At 66.9% G+C, this 17,129-nt stretch carries 15 protein-coding genes and 2 pseudogenes; 6 read left to right on the top strand and 11 right to left on the bottom strand.

Features of this window, described 5'->3' with window-relative positions; genetic code table 11:
• The first annotated feature begins 7 nt into the window (after positions 1-7).
• Positions 8-1,018, top strand: coding sequence for a hypothetical protein (locus AB5J51_RS41455; protein WP_030301083.1), 1,011 nt, complete (start codon positions 8-10; stop codon positions 1,016-1,018).
• Between the two features lie 309 nt (positions 1,019-1,327).
• Here AB5J51_RS41455 and AB5J51_RS41450 read toward each other — a convergent pair whose 3' ends face one another.
• The 6 genes from AB5J51_RS41450 to AB5J51_RS41425 form a co-directional block, all read right to left on the bottom strand.
• The gene (locus tag AB5J51_RS41450) at positions 1,328-1,675 is read right to left on the bottom strand and encodes a nuclear transport factor 2 family protein (protein WP_030301082.1); all 348 of its coding nucleotides are present in this window, start codon (positions 1,673-1,675) and stop codon (positions 1,328-1,330) included.
• Entirely contained in the window at positions 1,672-2,280 is a 609-nt protein-coding gene (locus AB5J51_RS41445) for a TetR/AcrR family transcriptional regulator (protein WP_240805659.1), read from the bottom strand. The genes AB5J51_RS41450 and AB5J51_RS41445 overlap by 4 nt, the downstream gene beginning before the upstream one ends.
• 473 nt (positions 2,281-2,753) lie before the next feature.
• Positions 2,754-3,005, bottom strand: coding sequence for a helix-turn-helix domain-containing protein (locus AB5J51_RS41440; protein WP_369780576.1), 252 nt, complete (start codon positions 3,003-3,005; stop codon positions 2,754-2,756).
• The gene (locus AB5J51_RS41435) at positions 3,005-3,634 is read right to left on the bottom strand and encodes a DUF2975 domain-containing protein (protein ID WP_369780575.1); all 630 of its coding nucleotides are present in this window, start codon (positions 3,632-3,634) and stop codon (positions 3,005-3,007) included. The genes AB5J51_RS41440 and AB5J51_RS41435 overlap by 1 nt, the downstream gene beginning before the upstream one ends.
• Before the next feature lie 277 nt (positions 3,635-3,911).
• Entirely contained in the window at positions 3,912-4,604 is a 693-nt protein-coding gene (locus AB5J51_RS41430) for a hypothetical protein (protein ID WP_133900056.1), read from the bottom strand.
• A 384-nt stretch (positions 4,605-4,988) separates the two neighbouring features.
• Entirely contained in the window at positions 4,989-5,894 is a 906-nt protein-coding gene (locus tag AB5J51_RS41425; protein ID WP_369780574.1) for a hypothetical protein, read from the bottom strand.
• A 475-nt stretch (positions 5,895-6,369) separates the two neighbouring features.
• On the opposite strand from AB5J51_RS41425, the gene AB5J51_RS41420 reads away from it, so the two are divergent.
• Positions 6,370-7,968: a serine protease gene (locus AB5J51_RS41420; RefSeq protein ID WP_369780572.1), complete on the top strand. Its 1,599-nt coding sequence runs from the start codon at positions 6,370-6,372 to the stop codon at positions 7,966-7,968.
• Positions 7,969-8,156: 188 nt separating this feature from the next.
• On the opposite strand, the gene AB5J51_RS41415 is transcribed toward AB5J51_RS41420, so the two are convergent.
• Positions 8,157-8,965, bottom strand: a protein-coding gene (locus tag AB5J51_RS41415; protein WP_369780571.1) for an IS5 family transposase whose coding sequence is annotated in 2 segments (ribosomal slippage) — positions 8,157-8,611 and positions 8,611-8,965 — 810 coding nt in all. Because the reading frame shifts where the segments join, the coding sequence is not laid out codon by codon here.
• 534 nt (positions 8,966-9,499) lie between these two features.
• Here AB5J51_RS41415 and AB5J51_RS41410 point away from each other — a divergent pair.
• From AB5J51_RS41410 to AB5J51_RS41400, 3 genes are all read left to right on the top strand, one after another.
• Entirely contained in the window at positions 9,500-9,859 is a 360-nt protein-coding gene (locus AB5J51_RS41410; protein WP_369780570.1) for a hypothetical protein, read from the top strand.
• A gap of 78 nt (positions 9,860-9,937) precedes the next feature.
• Entirely contained in the window at positions 9,938-10,642 is a 705-nt protein-coding gene (locus AB5J51_RS41405; protein ID WP_369780568.1) for an ABC transporter ATP-binding protein, read from the top strand.
• A 185-nt stretch (positions 10,643-10,827) separates the two neighbouring features.
• Positions 10,828-12,816: an FtsX-like permease family protein gene (locus AB5J51_RS41400; RefSeq protein ID WP_369780567.1), complete on the top strand. Its 1,989-nt coding sequence runs from the start codon at positions 10,828-10,830 to the stop codon at positions 12,814-12,816.
• A 113-nt stretch (positions 12,817-12,929) separates the two neighbouring features.
• Here AB5J51_RS41400 and AB5J51_RS41395 read toward each other — a convergent pair whose 3' ends face one another.
• The 4 genes and pseudogenes from AB5J51_RS41395 to AB5J51_RS41380 all read right to left on the bottom strand — a co-directional run.
• Positions 12,930-14,048 carry a replication-relaxation family protein gene (locus tag AB5J51_RS41395; protein WP_369780714.1) on the bottom strand — a complete coding sequence of 373 codons (1,119 nt, stop codon included), beginning with the start codon at positions 14,046-14,048 and terminating at the stop codon, positions 12,930-12,932.
• Positions 14,045-14,320, bottom strand: a complete 276-nt coding sequence (locus AB5J51_RS41390) for a hypothetical protein (protein WP_369780566.1) — start codon at positions 14,318-14,320, stop codon at positions 14,045-14,047. Before AB5J51_RS41390 ends, AB5J51_RS41395 begins: the two co-directional genes overlap by 4 nt.
• Positions 14,321-15,012: 692 nt before the next feature.
• Positions 15,013-15,441, bottom strand: a complete 429-nt coding sequence (locus tag AB5J51_RS41385; protein ID WP_369780565.1) for a helix-turn-helix domain-containing protein — start codon at positions 15,439-15,441, stop codon at positions 15,013-15,015.
• Positions 15,442-15,558: 117 nt separating this feature from the next.
• Positions 15,559-16,025: pseudogene (locus AB5J51_RS41380) on the bottom strand (IS5 family transposase); the annotation flags it as partial.
• 146 nt (positions 16,026-16,171) lie between these two features.
• On the opposite strand from AB5J51_RS41380, the pseudogene AB5J51_RS41375 reads away from it, so the two are divergent.
• Positions 16,172-17,124 (top strand): annotated as a pseudogene (locus AB5J51_RS41375) (IS481 family transposase).
• Positions 17,125-17,129: the final 5 nt, after the last annotated feature.

Raw genomic sequence — 17,129 nt, 5'->3', positions numbered from 1 at the left:
CGAGCACATGAACCATCCCCGCGTACCCGTACGGCTGCTCGCCCATGAATCCCTGCCCGGTATCGCCGAGGCGCTCGGGAACATGGACGGCTGGCTCCTGCGCGACGGCGCGCACCGGCTCGTGACCCGGCACGAGGGCACGATCACCGTCGGCAGGGTCGGCACCGACCCGTCCCGGGTGCTCGCCGACCGCGCCGTGTGGGCCGACCCGGCTCCCGACGACCCCAGCCCGTACTGCTCGCCGCTGCCCGACGGAGGCCTGGCCATCAGCACCCGCCAGGCCGTCACCGTCCACGAGCCCGACGGCACCGTCCGCTGGGAGCACCGTCACCGGGACTGGCAGCAATCGCCCGAGGCCGCTGGCGCGTGCACCCCCGACCCCGCCGGCCGAGTCCTCCTGGCGACCATGGCCGGTCCCGTCGGACCCGATGGGCTCTCCGCGGGCGACATCTGCCGCGCCCTCGACCTGGCCACCGGCGAAGTGCTCAGCGAGCACGTCCTGCCGACCTTCTCGGCGACCTACGCCTTCCAGCAGTTCCCGGACGCACGCTCCGAGGTCCTGCTGACCGCCTCCATGGGCCAGGACGGCGCCCGTTGCCTCCTGGTCACCTACGCGGCCGGCGGGCTCGGCGTCCGGGCGGCGGGCACTGCTGAAGAACCCTACGTCGGACTCGGTGCGGACGGGGTGCTGGTCAGCCAGGACGTCGGCGGGGGATACCTCTGCCGCACGCAGGACGGCGCTGACGACGTCATCGTCGAAGCCCGCAACGTACTGCCCGATGAGTGGGTCTTCGTCGGCTACACCCCGGGCTTCGTCGACGACAACCGGATCCTGGTCGTGGCGGCCGAGGAGCAGTGGGCGGAGGAGGGCATCCACCTCCTCCTCGACGCACGCACACTCGAGCCCGTCGCCGAACTGGACTACCCCCAGGCTCCGGGAGTTGCAGCCGTGCCCCTCGGCGACGGCACCTGGCTCACCCACGACCAAGAGACGGTGCAACGCTGGACGACCACCTGACGGGCCCACCCGAAGCTACGGCGGCTCCCCGAACAGGCCGCGAGCGGCTCCGCCCTCGCCGGATCGGAGCGGGGACGGCACCACTGAGTCGCCGTGTCGAGAGTCTGCCGACTCCCGCAACGCTGACACGGACCACGCCCCTGCCCGAGATGGCACGGCAGCCCGGTCGGCGGCTGCGGTCGGTGCCCCGACGGAGGACACGGTCTTCGTGTCGGAGCAGTGCCCGGCCACCGAAGTGGCGGTGGCCGGTGACCTCGCCGAGCGGCGCCAGCCTGTCGGCGACAGGCTCGGCGAGACTGCGGGATCCGCTTACGCGGGGAGGAAGAACCCGGTGATGTCAGCGAGCCGGCCGTCGCGGTGGAGTGCGGTGCTCACGCCCGCCATGGCGGGTTCGTCCTGCTCGCCGAGCTGGGTCCACCGTGCGAGCGACCGGTCGTGGTGCTCGACTACCTCGTCGATACGGAATCGGTGACCGGGGAAGGCTCCGGCGAATCCGGCCATGTAGGCGGCCAGCTCGGTCAGCCCGCCGACCTCCGTGCCCGGGTCCCGATAGGCGACGTCTTCGACCGCGACCGCGCCGAGTGCGGCAAGCCGCTCGCCGGGGTCGGCCGACCAGCACGCGGCGTAGTTCGTCCAGAGCTGCTGCGAGTCGCTCATCGCTGTCCTTCTTTGTCGGAGCCGATCGACGCCATTGCGCCCTCGGTGATGGTGTGCAGTTTCGTGACGGGGGCGCCGGCCCGGACCAGCACCAGCAGGCCCTGATAGAGCGCCAGCAGCCGGGCTGCCGACACCTCGACGTCCAGATCCGCCGACAGCAGGCCCAGAGCGCGGGCGCGCGTCAGCGCGTCGGCGAAGCCGGACTCGATCGTCTCCAGCCCTCGGTGCACTCCCGCGGCGGCCTGCGGAACGGTGAAGGACTCCACCGCGGTGTTGGTGAGCAGACATCCCGGATCGGGATCGAGGCCGGTCTCGAACGTCGAGGTGAAGAACGACCGGATGCCCGCCACAGGGTCCGACGGTTCCAGGAGATGGGCGTGGACGCGGCCCTGCACCACCTGGTCGTTGTAGGCGTCCAGTGCGGCGCAGAACAGGCCCTCCTTGCTCTGAAAGACCCGGTAGAGGCTGCCCGGATGCAGTCCGGTCGCCTCCTCGATGTCCCGCAGCGAGGCCCCGAGGTAGCCGCGGCGGCGGAACAGTCGCATGGCGCGGGACAGTACGTCCGCCTGATCCCAGAGCTGCTTGCGGCCCACCGGTACCCCCATAGTTGAACGATCGCTCACAAAAATAGCACGCCGGCACGGCTGGTCCGTCCCGCCGCTCCCCCAGATCGGTCAGGGTTCGAGGAGACTCTCGTGACCGCCGTGCCGGCCGGTCGGCGCAAGCACCCAGAGCGGTGAAGCGTCCGGCAGCCGTCATCGAAGTCGGGGACCGGATCCGGTTCGAAGCCCGTCGAGCGGGCCGCCGACGAGCTCGGCGTACGTGCGCCCGGGCCGTGGGCCCGGGTTCGGGTCGTCGTGGACCGCCGGTTCCGTCGCGCAGCCGGGCTCAGCGTCGCTTGAGCCACCTGTTGGCGAGAACAATCAGGCCGATCACCACCGCGACAGAGATAACCGCCGTGATCTTCATTCCGGTGTCCATCATTCCAATCATCTACTTCTCCTCTATTTTCTGCGAGTGGGATGGTTAGCTGCGCCGCCCTTTGCCGAACGAGCGATATTGTGCGGCTCGACGGTGGTTATCCAGCCTGGACATCACTGCGCACCGGGCCGTAGCTGAGCAGGTCGCCCGGCTGGCAGCCGAGCACTCGGCAGATGCTCGTGAGGGTTGTGAAGCGGATCGCTTTTGCGCGATTGTTCTTGAGGATGGACAGATTGACATTGGTCACGCCTACGCGAGCGGCGAGTTCCGCCAGCGTCATGTCCCGTTCGGCGAGGAGACGGTCGAGATGCACGTGGATTTCGTGGGTCTCGGTTTCCTCGTCGGACATCAGACAGTCCCTTCGAGGTCCTCGCGCATGCCGGCCCCCACACGCATGATCCGTGCGAACGTGAGCACCCCTAGGGCGGTCAGGACTGTGAGGTAGGGGAATGCCGATGTGTGAAGTACCGCTTCGGCCGAGAATGTGACGTTGTCGGTCAGCGTCGCAAGCAGGGCTGCGCGGGCGCCGGCTTCGACGACTTCCGCAAACACGCTGCCGAGCAGCAGCCACCAGCCCAGCAGGTGCAGCCTGGAGACGGTTTGTGTGGTGTAGACGCCGTCTCGGGCGGCCGACTGCAGCAGGCGGTTGAGCAGGATGAGGCCGCCGATCAACAGAGCGAGCGCCGGTACGCCACCGAGCACTCTCAGCAGATGCTGGTAGTTACTGGGGTGTTCGGCGCAGTACTGCGGGACTGCTGAGACGTGCGCCCCGTTTCGAGCGCTGAACATGGCGTCGGCAGCGCTCGAGCTGCCTGAGATCCAGTCAGCGGTGACACAGTTGCCCGGTCCGCTCCAGAATGCGGTGTCGCTGTTGAAGAGGCTCAGGACAACACTGATCGCGAGGACGCCGACCAGCAGGCGAAGTACGCCCGAGACCACTGTGGACAGGGGCTCAAGGAGCTTCCGGTCCTCACTCACCGCCGTCACCTCCGTTATCGTTTATCGATGTTATCGATAAACGATACCTGCGGGGTGGGGGAAGGGAAACCCCGTCCTCAACCCGGGTCGCCGCAGCGGAGCAGTGCAGCCCGGGGGGAAGCAGGCGAAAGCACGGCAGGCACGGCCAGGGCCCGCCCCCGTGGGCGTCATCACTCCACGGGGGCAAACATCTGGTTCCGCGCCTGCCGAACTGCGAGCTTGGTCAGCTCAGGGCCTACCAGCCGGCGGCTTGGTCAGGACCACCGATCCAAGTGCATCAGACCCTCTTGAGGTAACCGTCCTTGAAGCCGTCCTGGTCAGCCCACATGCGGTGACGGCAGGACCAGGTGCCGTACATGGCGAACTTGCCCGTCCACACGGTCTCCGAGTGGGCATTGTTCCCCGGATCGGCAGAGATCCAGTTCTTGATCGGCTCGTGGTCGAACGCCAGGGCCGGCACCCAGTTGGTGTGGCTGGCCCAGCCGCTGAGGACGGCCGTGACCCTGCTGCCCGAGACCCGGTAGTTGACGCCGAGCTTCACCGTCGTGACCTTGACGCCGACGATCGTGTCGGAAACGCTGTGCCAGGCGCTCATGTCACCGGCCACCGCGCTCGGAGAGTTCGACGAGTTCGACTCCTCCTTGTTGATGACGATGTCGCCGCCGGCCAGCACGCGCTGCTTGGCGGTGGGGCTCTGCGCGACGTCCATGAACGCCTTGAAGTGGTCCGGCTTGTTCAGGTAGCCGAGGAACTTCTCCTGCTTCTCCTGGGGCAGGGCCTTGAACTGAGCGATCGTCTCAGCCGCGGCCGGGTCCTGCTTGGCCTCCAGCCATGCGACGTACGCCTGCGGAGTGGAGGGCAGCGGCGCTTCTACAGCACTGGCCTGCGCGGGCAGAGCCGCCGCCAGCGTTAATGCTCCGACGGTCGCGGCCATCGCGCCGACGAATCCTCGGCGAGTGGTGTTACCCATTTCAACTTCCCCCAAAAATTGATCCTGCGTGACGGAATGCAGGAGGCACCGAAGTGAAGACGGGAAGACGCAGGAAATGATTTCCCCCCAGGTGCCAACCCCCTGCGCGTGAAGCGCTGTTGGTCATCAAGCGCTTCACGCAAGACACTCACACACGCCTTGCCGCTCCTGCAACCCACATTTTGATCTCCTGAGCTTCACTTGAGGGTTCCCGCCCGCGCTGCATTTTGAAGGGAAATCGTTCAGGACATATCCCGGGTTTTTTCGGCCATAGTCGAAGAGCGAAATGCCGCACTCCGCTACAGGGGTGACTGGAGCGCTCAGACACTCCTGCGCTGGAGCTGATTGAGTCGAACCGTCACCGGCGACACGGGACCGTCGGCATCAGTGAGACGGCTTCCGGCGGCGCCGGAAAAAGGCGTAGCCAGCCACTCCCACCGCGGCCAGAGCGGCGGCGCCAAGCAGCCAGGGAGCGTTCTGCCTGTTCGCGCCGGCCTGGTGCGTGACTGCCGGGTCCTGGCAGCCTGGGGCGGCTGCGGTCACCCGGTAGCGGGCCCAGATCTTTGCCGGCTTGCCCTCCTCATTCCAGTGCACGGTGTAGAGGCCGGGCTGCGCATCACACCGGATCCGGACCGTGGCGGTCACCTTCTTGTCTCCGTGCATCACCACCGGCTGCGTAAAGCCTGGGGACGACAGTTTGACCATCCCGTCGCTTCCCACTTCCAGCCCATCCTCGGCCTTCAGCTGCCCCCCGGCTGGAACGGTTCGCACGTCCCAAGGCGATGCCGGCCACGCCGTTCCCAGGGGATATCGCTCTTCCTGGGATTCCGGTTGCCGCTGAGCCACCTGCCGCTCGCACTCCGCCCGCTCCGCTGCAGCGGCCGGCTCCACTCGGACGCTGCCCCACAGCCGGTCGATCTTGGAAGCATTCTCATTGCCGAATGGCGAGCCGAACCGCACCTCGTAGGAACCCGGTTCCGCCTTGCAGGAGACCGTTGCCACCGCCACGAGGGCGTTGTCGTCCATCCGCAAAGTGCCGTCGGCAGCGAAGGCCGGAGAGGTCACCCGCACGCCGCTGAACGCGTCCCCCGAAACCAGAGCCTCGGTCGTGACGCTGACCCGTTCGCCGGGGCGGACAGCCGACTCCGCGCCGCTGGGCAGAGGCCGGGGCGGATCCGTGTCAGGAGCCGCTAACGCGCTGCCCGTCCCTCCCGACAGGAGCAACATCAGCGCTGCGGCAGTACGTATCCTCATCGATTTTGTAGCCATTTGAACCCATTTCTTTTCCATTGACGATCTCTAGGTCGCTGCATAGCCTGCCTGCTCGTCGAACTGACGCACCATTACGGCTCTTGACGTTGCGTCATCATCCCGCTTAGGAAGCAGTCCTTTGACCAGATGGTTAGTCCCCCTCGCACTCGGCGCCAGCGCCGTCTTACTCGCCAGCCCCACCGCCATGGCCGCAGGCACTCCAAGCCCAGCCGCTTCTGTGCCCGCCTCCGTATCCCCCCCTCCCACCCCTTCCGCACCCGGACCAGCAACCACGCTCCCACCGCGCACGACGCCCTTGCCTTCGGCGCCTGCGGCGACACCGCCGCTGCCCGTCCCCTCGCGGCCAGCCCCATCCGCTACCGCCTCGTCTTCCGTAGCACTCTCTGCGGAGACTGAGTACTGGACCGCCGAGCGGATGGCGGAGGCAATACCTATCGACGCCGAACGCGGCGCGGGGCTCCCTCCTGCCGCTTCCGCTGCCGGAGCGCAAGCCATGGCCGCCGCCCCTCCGGGCATCCCCACAGGGGTCCACTTCGACGGACTTCCGATGGTCGGTACGTTCTTCTTCGACGGCAAACCGGTCGGAGGCAATTCGACGTACTGCACCGGCAGTGTGGTGCGCAGCCAGGGCAAGAATCTGGTCCTCACCGCTGGCCACTGTGCGAACGGTCTGCTCGACGCGAGTCACCGAATCTTCGTACCGCAGTACCACCAGGGCCGGTCTGCTGCCAACCAACCGGCTGGGATCTTCCCCGTCGCAGCCATCTACAGAGACCCCCGGTACCCTCGCAACGAGACCACGAAGAGCTACCTGTCTGACCTGGACTTTTCCTTCGTCACCCTTACCCCGAATGACAGGGGATCTGCCGAGAATCTCACGGGAGCCCTCACCTTCACCCCCACGCCGACGTACGAGAACAACGTGAGGGTGGTCGGCTACCCGTCCAGCAACTCGGTCAACCCCAAGCACCAGGCCATCACGTGTGACGTGCCCACGAGCCGTCTATACCCGTTCCGTCAGATGAAGATGGAGTGTGGCGGATACTACGGCGGCGTTTCCGGCAGTCCTTGGATCAAGGATTACGACGCAAAAACTCGCACCGGTCAGGTGATCGGGAACGTCGGCGGCTACAACGGCGGCGGCAACGACGCCGAAGCCCACTGGGTCTCGTACTCGCCGATCTACGGCAAGGACGCCCAAGACCTCTACAACGACGCCAACAACGGCGTCGACCCGTCTGCGGTCAAGCGACCGAACCCTTACCAGGCCCCGACGGACGGCCCCGTCCTGCCGGGCAGCGGCGAAACCTGGAAACATGCCAAGCAGATTTCCGCCGGAAACTTCTCCGGTACAGGTCACAGCGATCTGCTCGTCATCTGGACCGACGGAGAAGTCACGCTCTACCCCGGTGACGGCAACGGCGGCTTCCGCCCCGAACGGCAGCTGCTGGCGCCCAACGCAGGCTGGAAGCCGGTCGCCACCATCACCGCCGGCGACTTCACCGGCTCCAACCAGTTCGACCTCATGGTCCGCTGGGACGACGGCAGAATGACCCTGCACGGCGACGTCGGCTCCAACGGCCTTGGCGCCGGCGTCGAAATGGCTCCCCCAGGGTCCATCTGGAGCCACGCCACCCAGATAGCCGCCGGACGCTTCAACGCCGCCACCTACGTCACCGATCTGATGGTGCGCTGGTCCGACGGCGAGCTCAGCCTGTTCACCAACGTGGGCGCCGGCACCCTGGGCCAGGAATACAAGCTCAAGGACCCCAACAGCACGTGGAAGGAAGCCACACTGCTGACCTCCGGGCAGTTCTCCGGCAATCAGAAGTGGGACCTCATGGTCCGCTGGGACAGCGGCGCGCTCAACAACTACGTCGGCACCACAACCGGCGGCCTGGGCAGCGAGCAGCCCATCCACGGCCCCAACAAGACCTGGACCCACAGCGTCATCATGACCACCGGACAGTTCACCAGTGACGGTCTCACCAACGATCTCATGATCCGCTGGACTGACGGCGAAACCACCCTGTACCAGGACACCCGGATGAACAGCCTCGGCACCGAGCGGATGATCTCCCCGCCAGCCTGAACCTGCAGAGGCCGGCGCGTGCACACGGGCCCGCGTCAGATCACTCGCGCACAACTGCCTTCACCCATCTCGCGGAGTCCCATCCCACCCACCCGCGTCGCATTCCACCTCGCCAGAACATGGGCGCCGGACCCAGACATCAAGTGACCGGCGACGCCCTGGCTTCGCTGCGCTTCTTAGACATCGTTTCATTTGGTGAGGCGGCGGTGGCAGATCAGGGCAGCGGCTATGCCAACAAAGGCGAGGAAGTGTTCGGCCTTGCGCTCGTATCGGCGGTGGAGCCGACGGCAGCCGGCGAGCCAGGACACGGTTCTCTCAACGACCCAGCGGTGTCGGCCGAGCCGCTTTGAGGACTCGATCCCCTTGCGCGCGATGCGATGGCGGATGCCGCGTTTGCGTAGCCATCGACGCAGATGGGGATAGTCGTACCCCTTGTCGGCGTGCAACTTCGCCGGCCTTCGTCGCCGTGGGCCGCGGCGGGACCGGATGGGCGGGATCCCGCGCACGAGCGGTTCAAGGCCGAGACTGTCGTGCATGTTGGCGCTCGAGATCCCCAGCGAGATCGGCAGTCCATTCCGGTCGGTGATCAGGTGGATTTTCGATCCCGGCTTGCCGCGGTCGGTCGGATTCGGTCCTGTCAGTGGCCCCCTTTTGCGGCCCTGAGACTGACGGAGTCGATCGCGCACCGAGACCAGTCCAGATCGCCTCGAGCTCCGAGTTCGTCGAGGATCACTCGGTGGAGCCGAGCCCAGACACGGGCCCTGCTCCACTGGGCGAAGCGTCGGTAGACCGTCTGCCAGCTCGGGCCGAACACCGGCGGGAGCTGCCGCCACGTGCAGCCCGACGTCGCCACGAAGATGATTGCCGCCAGCGCCTCGCGGTCACCCGCCCGCCGTCGGCCCCCGCCCTGCGGGCGTATCACCTCAGTCGGCGGCACCACCCGCCGAAACAGGACCCACAACTCATCCGGCACCAGCCGCTCAACCAAGTCCGTCATGCACGGTTCAACGAACGATCACGCCATAAGAAACGACGTCTTACTCGATGCCACTTGGGCGCGAGGTCAACCGGACGCTGGAGCGAGACCTCGCGCTGATGTCCCAGGTCATCACTGCGAAGCGGTTCGGACGGGCTGCGCTCGACGGTGACTTGGCTGTCCGCCAGGCACCTGTCTGATCTCTACCGCCGCTTACCGTGCTTCGGCCGATGTCGGGACCACAGTCTCCCCCGGGGTCCCCCAAAGAGGTATCAGGGCCTGCCACGACAGCTTCGCTCCGGTTGCCCTGGCAGGACGTTGCCCCCACAGTTGCGCGGTTCGATGAACTGCGATCCGGTTCGAGGAGTGACGGAGCCTCGCGGGTGGCCACCCGCCGCTGAAGGTGCGGAGGCATTCCGGCCAGGCCAGCGCTACTAGCCGGCAAGACACTTCAGGGTCTGACGACCATGCAGCTGTACAGACGACGCGCTGGTTGGCCAGCCGCCGTCTCGTATCGGGCCCCTGCGGGCCCTTCAATTGGAGAGGAATCCATTCATGAACCGCATCGCCAAAGTGGCTGTTCTCGTGACAGCCGCCGTCGCTTTAAGCGCCCCCGTCGCAAACGCCGACAGGTCCTACATCTACAACAGCTACAGCGATGACGTCACGGACTGGCATACCGGTGTCAGCTGGGGTGGTGCCCTAGCGTGCGACATGGACCAGGACGGGAACTCTGTGAAGGCCCACTTCACGCGGGACGACAACTCCGCACACGAGGCATGGGCGCAGGCGGGAAACGGCACCTGCAACGGCGGATTCGACCTCAGCAGCACCAACCGGGTCAAGAAGCACCGCTCACAGCAGATTCGTGACTGGGCAACCGACCCCTACGGCCCCTGGAAGTACCGGCCCTGATCCAACACATGTTCATCGCGCGGAGCCGGAATGTTCAGTACACCCGGCTCCGCGCTGCCCGGCTGACAACGAGGAAGCATGAGAACCGACCTGCACGATCAAAAGACGGCCGCAGTAGAAGTGAAAGATCTGCACTACAGCATCGGTGATCGCCGTCTTCTGAACGGGCTGTCCCTCAGTGTTGCTGCCGGGTCATCCGTGGCGGTGACCGGCCCCAGCGGCTCGGGGAAGACGACTCTCCTCTGCAGCCTCAGCGGTCTGATCCCCGCCTCGTCCGGTGTCATCCGCATCGCCGGCGTCGACATCTCCCAGGCATCTGCAGGCGAGCGAGCCGCAATGCGACTGCGCACCGTGGGCACCGTCTATCAGTTCGGTGAGCTGATACCCGAACTGTCGCCCCTGGAGAATGCCGCACTACCGGTCCTGCTCGCCGGCGGCAACGCGAAGAAGGCATACGCGGACGCACAGAGCCTGCTGGACGAACTCGGCGTACTGGAATCCTCATCCAAGAACACCGCATCACTGTCGGGCGGAGAGCGTCAGCGTGTCGCCGTCGCCCGCGCACTCATCGGCAGGCCTTCTGTGGTTTTGGCGGACGAACCCACTGGCTCCCTCGACCAGCGGACGGGCGACGTCGTCGCTGATCTGCTGTTCGACCTGCCCACCCGCTTTCAGTGTGCGCTGATCGTGGTCACCCACAATCCCCAGATTGCAGCCCGTGCCGACCGGACGCTTGAACTCACCGAAGGACGCCTCCTTACGGACTCGGAGGGCCGCAGGTGAGAAGGCACGTGGCCATGGTCCGGCTCGGTCACCGGGTAGGAACGTCGAGCGGCGTATCCGCCCTGGTTCACCGCTTCGGACTGTTCGCGGCATCCTTCCTCGTACTGTGGGTGGCCTGGAGCCTCCTGGCCGTGGATGCCAGTCTGGCCGCTCGTCAGGAACGGCAGGACGCCCGTTCCCCGGTCATGGCTGAGCAGAGCCAAGAAGCAGTGGCCCTGTGGCTGGAGCGCCCGGACTACGTCGATGGTCAGGCCATATCGGTCATCTTCCTGGAGCCACTCCAGCCGGATGCCAGTCCGCCGCCAGGCCTTGAGAGGTGGCCTGAGAAGGGTGAGGCCTTTCTTTCACCTCAGGCTGCGAAGCATGCGGCAGGAACTCTCGTCTCCCGCTACGGCACGATGGGTGGGACCATCGGGCGAACGGGCCTCACCGAACCCAATGAGCTGCTCGTGTACACCCGGTCCCCCATCGAAGGAATCTTCGGCGAGACGAGTCACAGAACACGCATAACAGGCTTCGGGCATCCGAACTCTCAGTTCATCGACTACTTCACCGTGAGCCACCAGTTCGAACGCCCCTCCGGCGACCTCTGGATACTCCTCCTGCTGTTCACCGTGCTGCCGGCCGCTGCCTCCCTCATGGTCGTGGTGCGCGGCGGCGCGGAGCTGAGAGACCGCCGAATCTCGATGCTCGAGGCCCTGGGAGCTTCACCTGCAGCGCGCCTGCTGGTGGTCACCGGTGAAGCTGCGGCCCCTGTGCTAGCGGGCTCGCTCCTGGCAGCAGCCGCTGCGTGGGCCACGACCCTGTGGGACACCGCCCTTCCCTTCACCAGATACACCGTCTCAGCCGGTGATGTGGCTTCACTGCGCATATGGATGCCCCTGCTGATCCTTGCCGCGGCCACCCTCGTCCTGGGGATCAGCGCGCTGCGCTACGCGATTCCCCCCAAGCGAACCACCACCCGCCCACAGCAGACCAGAGCCACGCCCGGACGGACGGTATCGGTGCTGTCCGCGATCGGGTCCTCCCTGTGCCTGTACGGAACGTGGCGGGCAGACGGCCCGGGACGGGTCGTCTTCTTCTTCGGAGTCATCCTCGTACTCGCAGTCCTCCCCGTCCTTGCCGGACGTCTGTCAGGCTCTCTCGGGGCGGCGATCGCCTCGCATTCCCTCCGCAGAGGCGACGCGGCAGGACTCATCGCCGGCCGGTGGCTCGCCGCCAGACCCGTCGTCCTCGCCGTACTCAGTGCGGCAATGATTGTGGGGCTCGGCCTCACGACCCTGGGCCAAGTCGTCACCAGCCAGCTCGAAGGCCCGGAAATCGTCGCCAAGCGCCTGGCCGGCGTAAACAACCGCAACGCCGTCCTGATCAAGGCATCAGGCGATCCATCCCGCTTCGACCAGCTCCGCCAGCAGCTCCCAGGCCATCCCACAGCCCTCATCTATCGCGAGGGCGGCCGCACAACCCTGTCTGCCGACTGCAACTCACTGGCATTCTTTGGAACACTCACCACCTGCCCCACGGCTGTCACAGAGCTGACTGGCGCAATACCGACCGTTGAGACCACGCCCCGCACAGCACTGGCAGTACTCGGCCTCTCACCGGACATGGTGAGCATCACCACCCAACGCCCAAACATCACCGACCCCGCAAACGTCTCCCTCGTGGTCTTCAACACCTCAGGCGCAATCGGAGCCGATCAAATCTGGGATGCCGCCTACCGGACGCTGGGCTTCCCCATGCTTGACGTGCCGGTGGAGTCCGGGATGCTAGGCGCGCAAGCCCGAAGCGACTACGTCAAGTGGGTCCTGGACGCCGCACTGATCGGCTTGCTTGCCTTAGTCCTCGCGGGAATCGTGGGTGCAGCCTCCGTATTCGACGACCAGGCGCGAAGCCTCGGCCCCGTGGCCTCGTTCCGAAGCGACAGAAACTTCTACCTCAGGGTGGCCCTCTGGAACCTCTCCGTTCCCCTCGCTGTCGTGGGAGCAGGCGCAGGAGTGGCTACGTACCTACTCGGCCAGATGCTGCTCTCCATCGGCGACGGAGGCGAACTCTCCGCCGGACTCGTGGCCGCCGGCTCCCTCAGTATCGCCATCGGCGGTGTCATCATCGCCGTCATATGCGCTGAGATCGCGACACGCCGAAGCCGAATCTGGCGCCCGACAAACGACTGACGCAACAACTCTTCACCACCTGTCCGTGCATCCCGACATTCCTCCGACAGCGGGAGCATGCCCTGAGTCGCTTTGGGCTTGCCCACACTGTCAGCGGGAGGCTTGCCCAGCTCTCAGGGAGCTTGCCCGGGGCGGAAGCGGGAGCGCCAGCCGCGTGCCTTCTCGGCGGTCGCGGCGGCCTCCGCCTCCAGGCGGTCGCGTTCGGCCTGGTCCGCGGCCGCGACGGTCTTGGCCTCGCACGGCTCGCACAGCGTCGGGTCCCACCGGTAGCCCGGCGCCGGAGAGAGGCGGGTGGTCTGCCATCGGTCGTTGTCGAACTTCGTCCCGCAGCCGGCGCAGGCAGGGCGGGCGGCCTCGCGCTCGGCCCTCTTCTGCTCGGCCGCGCGGCGCAGCTGCTCCTTGTACTCCGCCTGCTGTGCTCGCGCCCGCTCCGCTCTGCGGGCGAGGGCGGCGTCGCGGCGGGGGTTGCCGATCGCGTCGCGCAGGGGCTGCATGTGGGTGCGGCCGAAGCGGAGGAAGACAGGTCCGTTGGGGCCGTGCTCGCGCAGGTTGCGCAGGCCTGTCGCGATGATCGGGATCTTCCGGTCGTAGCTGCTGAACCCGTCGGCCGGCTCGCCCGCCCACAGCGGCCGGGTCAGCTCCTGCAGCCGCGGGACGGTGCGGTTGGGGTCGCGGGCGCCGATGTGGTTGAAGACGATCAGCACGGGCGGGTGCGGGGCCTCCCCTCGCTCCGCGACGCGGGCCATCCAGCGGGTGCGCCACATCGGCTTGTCCTTGCCGTCGGTGTCCTTAATCTGCCGCTTGAAGAACCTGGAGTACTTCAACAGCTTTGCCGCGATCTCCTCGGCGGTCTCGTGGCAGTTGTCGACCTCGATGAACAACAGCGGGATCCCGTCCTGCGGGGCGGTGAGCACGATGTCGGCCTGGACGCCGCCCTTGCCCGGCGCACCCCACGTGCCGGTGGCGGGCAGCGGGACCTCCGTCGCGTACGAGGCGATCGTGCCAATACCGGCCGGGGCGTTGACGGCGGCCTGCGCGGCCGCCTTGGCCTCCGCCGGCTCCCGGGTCAGCAGCCGGAGGTCGGGCTTCGGGCGGAGCATCGCGATGACCGTCTCGTTGACGGCCATGGGGTGGGTGGCCCCGCTGGAGCCCGCACCACGGGCGGTGGAGCCCATCTCCGTGAGCGGGCGCCCGAGCTCGTAGGAGGCGGCCTCCAGGCCCTTGGTGGTCAGGTTGCGCAGCGACTCCCCGCCCGGGTGGTGCCGCCGTTCTCGGCGAGGCCGTGCTTGCGCAGATCGGAAAGCGCACCCGCGTGCGAGGCGGTACGGGCAGTCTTCCGCTCGGAGGCGGTCGCCTTCGTCGTGTGCCGGTAGGTCAGATGAGGTGAAGCGATTCGCTGGATCTGGTCGGCCGTCGCCACCTTCAACACCCCGAGCACGCGCAGCACATCACCCCGCAGATCGTTCGAAGACCCCGCCGGATTCGTCAGCCGCCTGCCTGCCATCAGCTCCACCCCTTCGTCACACGCGTCCATCTGCCAGCCGCAAGCCGGGCCAGTCCAGTCGTGGAGGGCGCCGTGCCCCCCTGGAACCCGATGATCTCCTCCCATACGGACAACAAGAGGGGTGAAGAGGGGCGTGACGGCGCGGTTTTCACGCCGTCACGCATGCTGACCAGCACGTTTACCTCCACCCTCGGCGTCGGGCACCCAAGTGGGTTCCGAAGGAGGGTCCGAAGTGCTCCCTCAAGGAGCCCACTTCGGCTTGCCCAGCCGGCGCAGGGCTTGCCCACGCCCAGCTCGACGCGTGGCCCTGCCAGCGCGGGGCTTGAAGCGGCTGTTTCCGTGATCCGGGTCTACCTCCCACTGGCTGAGACGCTCCTGGCAAACCGCTGTGGCCAGCTCCGTCAGAGCAGGCAGTGGGTACCTCGAATTGGTAAAAGGCAATCCCTGGCGGTCGCTCAACGCGGAAGTCAGAGCGTCGATGGTGGCCGCGAAGCCGCCGACGGGCACCGTCCCGCCGGAGTGGACGTGAGGTCGAGGCAAGGATGATCACATCCGGCGGAGTCTCCCTGTACGCGGACCTGTGTCGCGGAGCGCTGTATTGGTCGGGAACGAATCGGGGATCAATACTGGGAACCGCCGTCGGCTCGTCCGCTGACTGGAACAGCAACTGCAGGAGCCGACGGTCGGCGGTGTCATTCCTGCCATCCACACGGACCTTGACAGTGCCCCTGTACAGCAGGGGCCGCGGGGCCTGGTCGGGGTCGATGCAGACGACCAAGCGCGTCGCCCCCGTCGATCTCAACTGGGATGACGTCCGGGCACCATCCAAACGGGTCGAACACTGTGACCGTCTTGGTGACGAGCTTGTCCTTGTCGGACGGCCGCACGCCGCTCAGTGGGCCTGGAAGGTTCTGGTTCTTCGGACCGTTGTCGACACCGACCAGCACGATCCCGCCGTAGCTGTTGGCCATCGCGGCGACCGTTTCGGTGACCGCATCGACGTTCCGCTTGTAGTCGATCGTGAAGCTCTCCCCAATCCGCAGGTCGAGGAAACTACGAACCATGTCTGCGTCGATGGCCGAAACGGGCGCTGTGAACAGTTGATGCGGGTACGAAGGCATGACGCACAGAATGACGGCCTGTCGCGACGACCGCACCCGGGTTCGCGATCCGCCCACTCACCGGCCGCCTGTCAATCCGCGGTACTGGCCCGGCTGCTGGGGGCGGTGCGCCTGCCGGCTGAGCGTGAACGCTAGTGGCCGGCCCCGCCCGTCGCAGGCGAGGTGGATCTTCGTGCTCAGTCCGCCGCGGGAGCGTCCGAGCGCCTCGCCGGTCCAGGGCCCCCTTTTCGGGCTCCGGCCGCGTGCTGGCGGGCCCGCACGGTGGTGGAGTCGACGCACACGATCGTCCAGTCCACCTCGCCGACCGCGTCTGAGTGCTGCTGGACGTGGGCCAGGAGCCGGTCCCACGTGTCGTCTGCCGACCAGCGGCGGAACCCTTCGTAGACGGTCTTCCACGGCCCATACCGCTCGGACAGGTCCCTCCAGGCCGCCCCCGTGGACAGCTTCCACACAATCCCGTTGAGAACCTGCCGCCGGTCCCGCACCGGACGACCCATCCGGGGCGGAGCCAGTAAAGGTCCGATGACTTCCCAGGCCTGATCAGTCACTTCATGACGACGCACCACGAACAGAGCAACGACCAACCGACATTGCGGACATGGCCTAGGGGTTCTGTCCCGGGAGGTTGTGGACGGGTGATGCAGGTCTCGGCCGAGGGATCTTGAACGGGTGAGGGCCTTCCGGGTTCGGTGTGGATTGCGACGTCTACACCAACCAGCAGAAGGCCCTCATGCCCCACCGTAATGCACCCCTGACCGAGACCGGCCGTCTGCGGCTGGCCCGCTGCGTGGTCGAGGACGGCTGGCCCAGGGCCGGGCAGCGGAACGTTTCCAGGTCTCACCCACCACGGCACAACGGTGGGCGGCCCGCTACCGGGCCCTGGGCCAGGCCGGCATGGCCGACCACTCCTCCCGCCCGCACCACAGCCCCCGGCGGACAGCGAGCCGCACCGAGCGACGGATCATCAAGGTCCGGATCCTGCGGCGGTGGGGTCCGGCCCGCATCGCAGGACTGCTGAACGTGGCCGCCTCCACCGTGCACCGCGTGCTGACCCGCTTCGGCCTGGCCCGCCTCGCACACCTGGACCGCGCCACCGGGACCGCCATACGCCGCTACGAGCGCGACCGTCCCGGCGAACTCGTCCACGTCGACATCAAGAAACTCGGCAACATCCCCGACCGCGGCGGCCACAAGACCCTCGGCCGCCAGGCCGGCCGCAAGAACCGCTCCAGCGCCGGCTACAGCTATATCCACACCGCCGTCGACGACCACTCCCGCCTCGCCTGCAGCGAGATCCTGGCCGATGAGAAGAAGGACACCGTCACCGCGTTCTGGACCCGGGCGCACGCCTACTTCACCAGCGCCGGGATCACCGTCGAACGCGTCCTGACCGACAACGGCGCCTGCTACAAGTCCCACACCTGGCGCGACGCGCTCGCGGCGGCCGGGATCACCCACAAGCGAACCCGGCCCTACCGGCCTCAGACCAACGGCAAGGTCGAACGGCTCAACCGCACCCTGCTGGACGAGTGGGCCTACGCCCGCCCCTACCGCTCAGAGCACGAACGACGTGACGCGTTCCCCGGCTGGCTGCACTCCTACAATCAGCACCGCGGACACACCGCGCTCGCAGGCAAACCACCCGCCAGCCGCGTCCCCAACCTCACTGGGCAATACACATAGGGCTG

Origin of the sequence: Streptomyces sp. R33 (genome assembly GCF_041200175.1) — a bacterium.
In the GTDB taxonomy this organism is placed as follows: domain Bacteria; phylum Actinomycetota; class Actinomycetes; order Streptomycetales; family Streptomycetaceae; genus Streptomyces; species Streptomyces katrae_B.
This window is presented reverse-complemented; position numbering and strand designations above follow the sequence as displayed.